Source organism: Dyella sp., from assembly GCF_035503745.1.
Lineage (GTDB): Bacteria > Pseudomonadota > Gammaproteobacteria > Xanthomonadales > Rhodanobacteraceae > Dyella_B.
Genome location: NZ_DATJTC010000039.1, coordinates 24,155 through 34,351, shown reverse-complemented (window position 1 = coordinate 34,351; position 10,197 = coordinate 24,155). Strand labels below are relative to the sequence as shown.

Annotated in this window: 7 protein-coding genes; 6 read left to right on the top strand and 1 reads right to left on the bottom strand. The window is 62.2% G+C overall.

Features of this window, described 5'->3' with window-relative positions:
- Positions 1-456, top strand: a 456-nt coding sequence (locus tag VME63_RS15620) for a DUF2569 family protein (protein WP_325434281.1), incomplete at its 5' end; no start/stop codon positions are given.
- Between the two features lie 71 nt (positions 457-527).
- Positions 528-1,577: a sulfotransferase gene (locus VME63_RS15615; RefSeq protein ID WP_325434280.1), complete on the top strand. Its 1,050-nt coding sequence runs from the start codon at positions 528-530 to the stop codon at positions 1,575-1,577.
- A 98-nt stretch (positions 1,578-1,675) separates the two neighbouring features.
- On the opposite strand, the gene VME63_RS15610 is transcribed toward VME63_RS15615, so the two are convergent.
- On the bottom strand, positions 1,676-2,353 hold the full coding sequence (locus VME63_RS15610) for a TetR/AcrR family transcriptional regulator (protein ID WP_325434279.1): 678 nt from the start codon (positions 2,351-2,353) through the stop codon (positions 1,676-1,678).
- A gap of 52 nt (positions 2,354-2,405) precedes the next feature.
- Between VME63_RS15610 and VME63_RS15605 the strand changes: the two genes are divergently transcribed.
- From VME63_RS15605 to VME63_RS15590, 4 genes are all read left to right on the top strand, one after another.
- Positions 2,406-3,146 (top strand): nitroreductase family protein, encoded by a 741-nt coding sequence (locus VME63_RS15605; protein ID WP_325434278.1) that lies wholly within the window; start codon positions 2,406-2,408, stop codon positions 3,144-3,146.
- 696 nt (positions 3,147-3,842) lie between these two features.
- Positions 3,843-6,620, top strand: coding sequence for a TIM-barrel domain-containing protein (locus VME63_RS15600; RefSeq protein WP_325434277.1), 2,778 nt, complete (start codon positions 3,843-3,845; stop codon positions 6,618-6,620).
- 572 nt (positions 6,621-7,192) lie between these two features.
- On the top strand, positions 7,193-8,455 hold the full coding sequence (locus VME63_RS15595) for a diguanylate cyclase (RefSeq protein ID WP_325434276.1): 1,263 nt from the start codon (positions 7,193-7,195) through the stop codon (positions 8,453-8,455).
- A 689-nt stretch (positions 8,456-9,144) separates the two neighbouring features.
- Positions 9,145-10,197: a hypothetical protein gene (locus VME63_RS15590; RefSeq protein ID WP_325434275.1), complete on the top strand. Its 1,053-nt coding sequence runs from the start codon at positions 9,145-9,147 to the stop codon at positions 10,195-10,197.

The following is a 10,197-nucleotide window of genomic DNA, read 5'->3' as shown; positions in this document are numbered from 1 at the left end:
GGCGCGCTGAAATATCTGGCCGGCGTCATGGCGATTGACCGATGGTCGCAGCTGACCACCTATGGCGCCGCCGGCTACAACGCACTGTGGGCGCCGTTGCTGTTGTTCGAACTGGCGGCCGACATTGTGCAGCCGGTGCTTTGGCTGATGCTGTTGCCGCTGTTTTTACAGCGTCGTAGCAGCGTGCCGCGCCTGATCATGCTGATGCTGCTCGCCGGGGTGGTGTTGCATATGACGAACATGGTGCTGGTCGGGCTGGTTCACGGTAAGCCAGCTACGTCCGACCAGATCTGGCAGGTCGTAGGTAGCGTCATCGGCACCGCGTTCTGGTCGGCGTATCTGCTGCAGTCGCGCCGCGTGAAGGCGACCTTCACGCAGCGCTACCGCTTGCGCGTACCGCCGCCGCTGCCGCGGACGGTCGATCGAGTGGTGGCTGTGGAGCCAAGCCAGGGTTGAGCGTGTCCGAGCGCGTGGGTGCGGCGCGTTGGCGGTGATCGCCGCGCCCGCTGCGGGTAGACTGCGTGCCCATGGTGACAGGACCGGCGCAAACCCCGCTTTTCATCGTCAGCACGGGCCGCTCCGGCTCGACCATGCTGTCGGATCTGCTTTTGCTGCACCCGGATGTGCTGAGCCTTTCGGAACTGTTCAACGCATTGCATCCGTTGGGCTTTGCCGAAGATCGCATCGATGGCGCCGGCTTCTGGTCGGTATTGAGCCAGCCGCGTGCGCGGCATACGGCATGGCTGCGCTTGATGGAGCGCGGCCTGGTCATTGATGAGTTTCGCTATCCATTGGCCGATGCGTTGCGCTTTCGCCAGACCGGCATCCCGCCCTTGCTGGCGATGACGCTGCCGCCGCTCTGTGACGATCCGGATGCACTGCATGAAGAACTGGGCGCGTTCGTGCGCGCGTTGCCGGAAGATCGCCTTCAGCAGCAATACCTGCACGTTTTTCAATGGCTGTGTACACGGCTCGGCCGCCGGGTATGGTGCGAACGCTCGGGCGCTTCGCTAGGCCTGGTGCACCCGATGTCGCGACATTTTCCCGATGCGAAGTTCATTCATGTTTTTCGCGATGGCCGCGAGTTCGCGCTATCGGCGCGCGGGTTTGCACCGATGCGAATGGGCATGATCGGCAGGTTGTTCAAGCAGCGTTTCGGTTCGGCGCCGTATCTCTCGCCCGCCTACCGGGCACCTGTGGACTTGCCGCCGGCATGGCGCGGGCTAGTGCCCGAAAGCTTCGACGTGGAGGTGTTTCAGCGCCTGGAGCTGCCGCTGGAGCCGATCGGCCTGGCCTGGTCGGAAATGATCAGTGTGGGCTTGCAGTTGCTGCGGCAGGTGCCGGCCGAGCGGGTGTTGCACGTGCGTTACGAATCGATGCTCCAGGCGCCGCGCGAGGAGCTTGCGCGCATCGTGCGCTTCATGGATCCCAGCCTGGACAATGACGCATGGCTCGCGCAGGCCGCGGCGCGCGTGCGCAAGAATCCACCCAAATGGATGAACCTTGCCGCCGACGAGCGGGCGCGATTGGAAGCGGCTTGTGCGCCGGGGATGGCGCTGCTTGACCGGCTGGCCTGAACGTCCGGGTGCGGGCGGCCGACGCGCAGGCCAGGATCGAGTGTGCGCTGCGCGATGAACCACGCGGCAATCCACGGGCGCGGGCGGGGGCGATCGGTTCAGCTGTGCGATGAAAGGGGTCGGGCGCGCATGTTTCGCTTGCGCGGATGCGGTGTCGCCGATGGCGATGGCCGCTGCAGATAGCGTTCCATCAGCGCCACGATTTCGCCGGCCAGTTCCGGGCGCGCAAGCAGGTCGGGCCGCTGGTTGGCCGCCTCGTGCACGATGGCATGTCCGGCCACGCGCAGCACGAAAACGGCCAGATCAAGGTCAGGTACGTTGCGCGCGAAAGGGCTCACCAGTTGCTTGAGCGTGGCCTGCACCAGCGCTTCGCGGGCCGGATCGGTACGCCGCGCGGAGCGGGGCAGTTCTTCGGCGAATACGCGATGCAAGGCGGGGGCGGCGCGGTGCTCGTCGATGCTGGCTTCGATCAGCGCGCCAAGCTTGCCGCGCAGGCTGCCTTTCGCCTGCAGGGCGGCCATGGCATCGGCGTTGTCCGGGCGTGCGCTCTCCACGTGCCGGCGCTGCAACTCGACCACGATCGATTCCTTGTTGGGAAAGTATTGGTAGAGCGAGGCGATGTTCACGCCGGCGCGCTCGGCGACCCGGTTGGTGGTGAAATGCGCCCATCCATGCTTGACCAAAATGTAAGTGGCGGCCTGAAGGATGGCGTCCACCGTGGCAGTGGAACGCGCCTGGCGCGGGCGTTTGCGCGGTGAAACCTTTGGTTTTGGCATGGGTTTGCAATGCAAGTTGGCAAAGCAAGTTTTAGCTTACATTATTTCCGCCATGGATACCTTACTTGCCAACACACCATCGGCTGACATCTGGAGCAGCTTTCGCACCATTAATGCGCATCGCCGCGCTGTGCGCGATTTCGACGGCAGCGCGATAGCGGATGAGGATGTGCGTGCCATCCTGGCCGAGGCCCAGCTTGCGCCGTCCAGCAACAATCTCCAGCCTTATCGGTTTCATTGGATCAAGGACCCCGCGCTTAAGCGCGAAGCGGCTGCCGCGTGCCACAACCAACGCGCGGCGGGCGGTGCGTCGGCATTGATCGCGCTGGTCGCCGACAGTGCACTGTGCCGGCGTTCGCTCGATGGCCTGGCCGGGCATATCGAAAGTTGCCCTGGATTGGGCGACGCATCGAAAACCTACCACCGCACGCATCTGAAAACGCTGCGGCGCTTTGGCTCTATCGGCGCATTGCCGCTGTGGACGCCGCTTATGGCGTTGGCTTGCGCGATCGCCCCGTCATGCTCGATGCTGCCGCTTGGGCCTTCAGGCACGCGCCACTGGGCGGCACGAAATAGCCTTTATGCCGCGCAGACGCTGTTGCTGGCCGCAGCGGCCAAAGGCCTGGATAGTTGTCCCATGGAAGGATTTCATGGCCGAAAGCTTGCGCGCCTGCTGAAGTTGCCGCGCGGTACCGTTATTACATTGATGGTCGCACTGGGCCGACGTGCACCGGATGCGCGTATCGAACCTCGTTGGCGCATACCGTTCGACGCAGCAGTTCTCGTGCATTGAAGCGTGCCGGGCGAGCTACGGATAAAGTCCGCCGCGGTCCGCGTGTTTTATCCCCTGCTGGCCCGAACCGATCAGGCCAGCATGGCCCCCAGGGCCGTAACGCATATCACCAGGCAGGCGGCGAACAGGCCGTGCAACATCGCGGTTTCCAATTTCATGGCGCTTCTCCGAGCGTAGGCTGATGAAGTATTTGGACGGCTGGCTCAGGCGAGCATGGCGCTGATGGCGGTAACGCAGATCACCAGGCAGGCAGCAAAGAAGCCTTGCAACATGACAGTTTCGAATTTCATGGCTGTGCTCCGTTGAGTTGGGCGGTGAAGCTTGCGATGGATATCGAGCAAGGTGCGTGCCAAGCGGCATAAGGCCCGGAAAGTGCGTGCTGGCGCGGTTTTTCGCATCGCGATGCGCGCCGCCAACTGTCCGCGGACGGTTGTCCGCACTGTCCGGACAGTGCCCGGACAGCGGTGACGCGGGCTGTGGGTTATCCGGCAGAAAACAGGCCGTTTTGGCTTTCTTTATGCTTTGGGAGAGGCGTTGTTGTGCGATGGGTCATTTCCTGACCTTCGCTTTGACGCAGGCGGACCAGCGCCCCATCCCATCGATGCGGCCTTGTGACGCATCGTCCTCGACCGGGTGTCCACGCACGGCCTTGGCGAGTATAAGAACGGGGTCATCCGCTGACCGAAAGGGCGCTGCATGAAACGGTTCCGCAGCATGGTGCTGGTTGCGCTGGTGGGGTTGGTATCGGCGCCGTTTCTTTCCTATGCAGGCACGCCAGGGACGACCACCGTCGTTGCCGGCGATGCGCGTTTCCAGTTTCTCACGCCCTCGCTGGTGCGGCTGGAATATGCGCCCAAGGGCGCATTCGTCGATGCGCCCACGGCCGTGGTGCAGAAACGGGATTGGCCGGCGGTGGCTGTGCAAACGTCCAGGGACGGCGGCTGGCTGGTTGTCCGCACGCGCGCCATGACATTGCGCTACCGGCTCGATTCGGGGCCGTTCACCGCCGCCAACCTTCAGGTGACGTGGGCCCGTGCGCACGGCGCGCCGTATACGTGGCACCCGGGGCAGATCGATCAGCAGAATCTGGGTGGCCTTACCTATTCGCTCGATCACGTCAGCGCAGACAATCTCACCCAGGGCGGACAGGATTTGGAAAGTCCGGCGAACGACATCATCCCCGGCATCGACATTCCCTTGCTGCCGGCCAAGCCGGGGCTGTTGAGCCGCAGCGGCTTCGCTTTCATCGACGACAGCCAGACGCCGCTGTGGGACGCGAGAACCCAGTGGATCGTGCCGCGTGCCACGCCGTACGGACAGGATGGGTACCTGTTCACCTACGACCGTCAATACACCCGCGTGCTGCAGGAATACGCGCAGCTTTGCGGCAGCATTCCGATGATTCCGCGCTATACGCTGGGCAACTGGATCACCGATTTCAACTTCGAATATTTTCCCGATACGGCCGATGCGCACACGCCGGCATTTGAGCATTACAACCAGCAGCACCTGGAAGACGAGCTGGCGCGCCTTCGCGCCTACCGCATTCCGTTCGATACGCTGGTGCTGGATTTTGCCTGGCACAACTATGGCTGGCAGGGTGGCTACGACTGGAGCCCGTTGATTGCCCATCCCGCGCAGTTTTTGCAGTGGTTGCGCGATCGCGGTATCAAGCTGAGTTTGAACGATCATCCTGGTTATGCGGGAACCAAGGAAAGCATCCTGTCTTTCAGCGACAGCCACGCGCCTGAAGTGCTCAAGGCGCTGGGCCGGCCGCTGCCGCCGAAACCCACGTTCGACATGGATATCTCCAAGGGGTGGAAATTTGCCGCCGACCCGCGCGACCAAGGTTTGCAGGCACACTGGTATGCCGCCGATTTCGACGATCGCGCATGGACGCCGATCCGTACCGACCAGTCGTGGCAGCGACAGGGCCATGCCGATGACCCGGGCGTGGGCTGGTACCGCATTGCATTGTCGTTGCCCGAAAAGTTGCCCGACGCGATGTATCTGTATCTGGGTGAGGTGGGGCAGAGCTATCGCATCTTCGTCAACGGCAAGGAGGCGGCGCACAGCCATGTGCAGTGGCCGCGCCGGCTTACCTACACCGACATCAAGCCTTACGTGCGGCCCGGGCAGCGCAACGAGATCGCGTTGCGGGTGGTGTCGGGCGAGCAGGGCGGTGGCATTTTCCGCGGGCCGGTTGCGGTCAGGGACGTACTGCCGCCGAAACGGATCGCCTTTAATCTGGCCGACAAGGCACAGGCCGAGATCTTCATGCGCGATTTGCATCAACCACTGATGCAGGCAGGCGTGAATTCGTGGTGGGTCGATGGTGGCGGCGGAGCGGCGGATATGCCGGGCTTGAACGCGCAGCTGTGGACCAACAAAGTGTTTTACGATTACTCCCAGCAATTCACTGGCCAGCGCGGCTTTATTCTCAGCCGTTATGGCGATTGGGGCAGCGAGCGTTATCCGGGCTTCTTTACCGGCGATACGTATTCGCAATGGCCGGTGCTGGCCTATGAGGTGGCATTTACCGCGCGCGGCGGCAATGTGCTGGTGCCTTATATCAGCCACGATATCGGCGGCTTCCACGGTGCGAAGATCGATTTCGATCTGTATGCACGCTGGATCGAGTTCGGCGCGTTCAGCCCGATTCTTCGCATGCATAGTGCGCACGCCAATCCCGAAGAAGGCAATACCCGCATGCCCTGGCTGTATGGCGACCAAGGCGTGGCCTTGATGCGCAAATACTTCACCCTGCGCACGCAACTGATTCCTTATATCTACACGTACACCTGGCAGGCACATACCTTGTCGATGCCGTTGTTGCGTCCGTTGTACTTGGCGTATCCGGACCTGGATGAGGCGTATCGGCATTCCCGCGAGTATTTTTTCGGCGAGGAGATGCTGGTGGCGCCGGTACTTGACCCCAGCGGCAACCGCAGCATCTATCTTCCGCCGGGCTCGTGGATCGATTTCTTTACCGGCAAACGCTATGCGGGCGGGCGTTCCTTCACCGCGCATTACGCGGTGGACCAGATGCCGGTATTCGTACGCGAGGGTGCGATCGTGCCCGAGCAGCCGCCGAGCGAGTATTCCGATGCCAAGCCGCTCGATACGCTGTTGCTGAATATCTACGGCGCGGGTGACGGACATTTCGATCTTTATGAAGATGACGGCCTTTCACTCGATTACGCCAAGGGAAGCTATGCGCTAACGACGATCGGCTACGCCACCGGCGCAGACGGCGTGCATACCGTGACCGTTGCGCCGGCCAAGGGCACCTACCAGGGACAGCCGCCATCGCGCGCGTACGTGATTTGCATTCATGCGTTGGGCAAGCCGCAATCGGTAAGCGCCAATGGGCGGCCGATCAGTTCCTGGAGTTGGGATGCGAACAGCGCCGTGGCGACGGTGACCTTACCCAAGCAGAGCGTTCGCGATGCGTTGCAGGTGACGTGGCGGTGACGGCGCGCGACGCTGGCGAAAAATAGTGCCGAATGCGTTGCATCCGGACATGGACGTGTTTTGCGCGCGGGCGTCATTTTGCCTCGCGACGGGGCAGGCATCGGCGCGGCTGGCGGGCGACCGCCGCGTATCCGCGCGTGCGGACGACGAGGGGAGGTGGGTGCGGTGGATGCCGCTTCCTCTGCCGCCTGGCCGACTTCACTGCCCGAAAATCCGGTCGAAAGTTTTGTGAACGCTCGCTTTAAGCGCCGCGCTGCCGGAGCCTATCCCGCAATTCAAGCATTTCTGAAGGCGGCCGATTTATAGGCAGATTTTGAGCATAAGTTGGTATGTTGGCTCGCGAGGCGGGCGCCGCTTAGTAAGGTGGCGTCATGGGTTGGATGCTGTCCTGGCGAGTACACAAAGTGCTGGACGCTTAACGGTGGCGAGCAGGACCGGCGATCGGGCTTGGGGGAGGCTCTATCGCATGGTATGTATCGGCCGGGAGGAGCCGGGAAGGGACGTGGCTTGAACTTTGCTTCATCCGTTTTTGATCTGTCCCTTAGGTCGCTTCCATTAAGCGTGGGCCCAGAATGTCCTGGAAAGAACTCCCTGATCTGCTGGCGGTCGGCGTATTGATTTACGCGTTCGTGTCGGTGGCGCGGCCAGCCGGCAGCAAGATGACGCGGCTGTGGCTGGCGGGTTGGATATGCGTGGAAGTCCATTTCGCCGCGTACTCCTTCCTGGACCTGCCCGGTGCGGGAGGCATGCTGGCCGATATCGTGGGTACGTCGGCGTTGATCTGGTGCGCGCAGTTGTTTTGCTGGTCGATGGATCCGCGCGCGGAACGGCGCGGCAGCCGCGTGCTGTTTTGGGCAGTTTCTGCCGTATATACGTTTTATATCGTGCTGGCCACGCTGCCGGCCGTGTCGCCCGCGATCCTGGTGGTGGCCGCCGCGTTGTTCGCCTTGGTGCCGCTGGCGCTGGTCGTTGCGACGCCGCGTGCGGAGCGGCCGCTCAATCGATGGATCACCGTGGGGCTCAACGTGGCCCTGGCGATGGCCTTGCTTGGCTGGCAGTTTTCCAAGCATGGTCTGGACCTGATGGAGGTGATGCCCTTGTTCGTGGCTTATCTTGCCTGCTGCCTGCACTTTTGGTTTTCCAACCAGCGGCGCACGGGCGGATTCGTGGTCACCATCCTGGGCCTGCTGGCATGGTCGCTGGTGTTTCCCGTGGGCATGGCGTTCGACGTGTTTCTGCCCGACGTCAGGGTGGATGCCGAAGTCTGGAATCTGCCCAAGTACCTGGTGGCCATCGGGATGATCCTGTTGTTGCTGGAAACCCAGCTGCGGCGCAACCAGCATCTTGCACACCACGACGCGCTGACCGGCCTGCCCAATCGCCGTCTGTTCCAGGACCGCATCAGCGGTGCGGTCGAGCGTGCGCGGCAGCGCAACGTTCCTACGGCCATGCTTGCAATCGATCTGGATGGCTTCAAGGAAGTGAACGACACCCTGGGGCATCATGCCGGCGACGACGCGTTGCAGCAGATCGCGCAGTTGTTCCATACCTATCTACGGCGCGTGGACACCATCGCGCGGACCGGCGGCGATGAATTTTCCGTGATCCTGGAAGGCCCGATCGCGCGCAGTGAAGCGGAAACGGTGGCCAGTGCATTGAAGGAACTGGTGGAGACGCCACTTACCGTGGCCGGGCGCACGGTGCGGATCGGTGCAAGTATCGGCCTTGCGATGTTTCCCGAGGACGGGCAAACACCGGAGGCGCTGGCCATGCTGGCCGACGCGCGCATGTATGAGGTTAAACGGGTCGGCGGCGGACGCGTGCAGATCGCCTGACGCAAAGAGTGCGATGCCGCCGCGTACCCGGATGCGGTGACGATGACGCAAGTGCGATTTTTGCGCGTGCAAGTTTGGCGTAAGCCAGCTTCGCAAATACGCGCGAATCGATGTTGCCGGGGCTCTGCAGATATGAACTTGCCATAAGCGCACTGCGCGGCCCCTTGCGTTTGTCACGTCGCCAAGCGCACGCCAGATAGGGTATGGGGTGGGGCCTGATGGATCGATGCGCGGTTCAAGATAACGTGATGATCGCGCCGCATCCCGCAATTGCGAACCACATCACAACTGGCGAGTAGACCCACGCGCGAATAGTCACGACTTCTACACACGCAAATGCGCATTGTCAGTCGCACTGATTGAGCGGTTCGGATTTCAGCGTGCGCATGGCCGAACTGCACATGCAGAGCATGGAGGGTAAGGGGCGTGCGAAGGCACGCCCATGTCGCTGGCGATCGTGCTGCGCGTGGTCGATGCCCATGAGGCGGTTTGCTTTTCATGGCATGACGGTTCACGAAAAAGTTGCTGCATCGCCTGATTCTCTTCCCCGCAGGGATGCGGTGAAAAGAAAACCATGTGCAATGCCCTGGCAAGCGTCGCTTTCGCGCGCTTGGTCGGTGGGTTGTTGCCTCGATGTCGGAGGGTCCGGATCGGGGTTGTTGGTCACTTAATCTCTGGGGAGATATGCAATGCAAGCTACGTTTAAGATGGCCTTTCTTGCCGCTTTGGTGAGCGCGGCATGCGTTCCTGCCGTTTTTGCGGCACCGTCGGGCGGTGCGTCGGTGCCCGGTACGACCGCCCAACAAGTGGGGCCCATTGAATCCTTGGCGCGCCAGGCATGGCGCGAAACCATGGCGCAGATCGCCACCCCGTCGCAGGGCTGCTTCCACGCCAGTTATCCAAGTATCGTGTGGCAGCAGGTGGCGTGCGGTACGGTGAGGAAAGACGTGCACCCGATGCCGCATTATTATCTTTTCGGCGCGCCGCAGACTGCAGGCAACGGCAATGACTATACGTTGCAGACATCCGGCCTGATCAGCAGCGCCGTCGGTACGTTCCCGAGCGTCAGCGGCGTGACCTCCGAGCAGAGTGTGGGCGTGCCTGCGTACGGTGACGGCGGCATCCTGGGCGCCAATGAATATTCGGTGCAGCTGAATACGCAATTCACCTCCACTACCTCGGCGTGCAAGAGCCATTCCGGCTGCACCGTGTGGCAGCAGTGGGTGTATGCCACCGATTACGCCGAAAACGGTAAAGGCGCGATCTTCATGCAGAACTGGTTGATCGGCTACGGCAGCAATCGCTGCCCGAGCGGTTTCTCCAGTGACGGCGAAGGCGATTGCTACGGCAACAGCAGCGCCGCGCTGCCGCCGGATATCTCGCCGACCGCGCTGGCCAGCTTGAAGCTGACCGCCACCGCCACCAGCGGCGGCAACGACACCGCCGTGGTCACTTATGACGGCGATGCCTACAGCACCAGCCAGAAAGACAGCACGCTGGATATCGCCTCGGTGTGGAACACCGGCGAATTCAATGTGGTTGGCAACGCCGGCGGTTCGGAAGCGGAGTTCAACAGCGGCAGTTCCATCACCGTGAACCTGGCGGTGAGCGATGGTTCCAGCAGCGCGCCGTCGTGTGTGGCCGATTCGGGCACCACCGGCGAAAGCAACAACTTGAACCTGGGTAGCTGCAGCGCTTCGGGCGGCTCCACGCCCTCGATTCAGTTCACCGAATCGAACTAA

What these genes read in the sequence shown, in the direction of transcription:
- VME63_RS15615 (WP_325434280.1), top strand. Translation starts at nt 528, where the DNA reads ATGGTGACAGGACCGGCGCAAACCCCGCTTTTCATCGTCAGCACGGGC.
- VME63_RS15610 (WP_325434279.1), bottom strand. Translation starts at nt 2,353, where the DNA reads ATGCCAAAACCAAAGGTTTCACCGCGCAAACGCCCGCGCCAGGCGCGT.
- VME63_RS15605 (WP_325434278.1), top strand. Translation starts at nt 2,406, where the DNA reads ATGGATACCTTACTTGCCAACACACCATCGGCTGACATCTGGAGCAGC.
- VME63_RS15600 (WP_325434277.1), top strand. Translation starts at nt 3,843, where the DNA reads ATGAAACGGTTCCGCAGCATGGTGCTGGTTGCGCTGGTGGGGTTGGTA.
- VME63_RS15595 (WP_325434276.1), top strand. Translation starts at nt 7,193, where the DNA reads ATGTCCTGGAAAGAACTCCCTGATCTGCTGGCGGTCGGCGTATTGATT.
- VME63_RS15590 (WP_325434275.1), top strand. Translation starts at nt 9,145, where the DNA reads ATGCAAGCTACGTTTAAGATGGCCTTTCTTGCCGCTTTGGTGAGCGCG.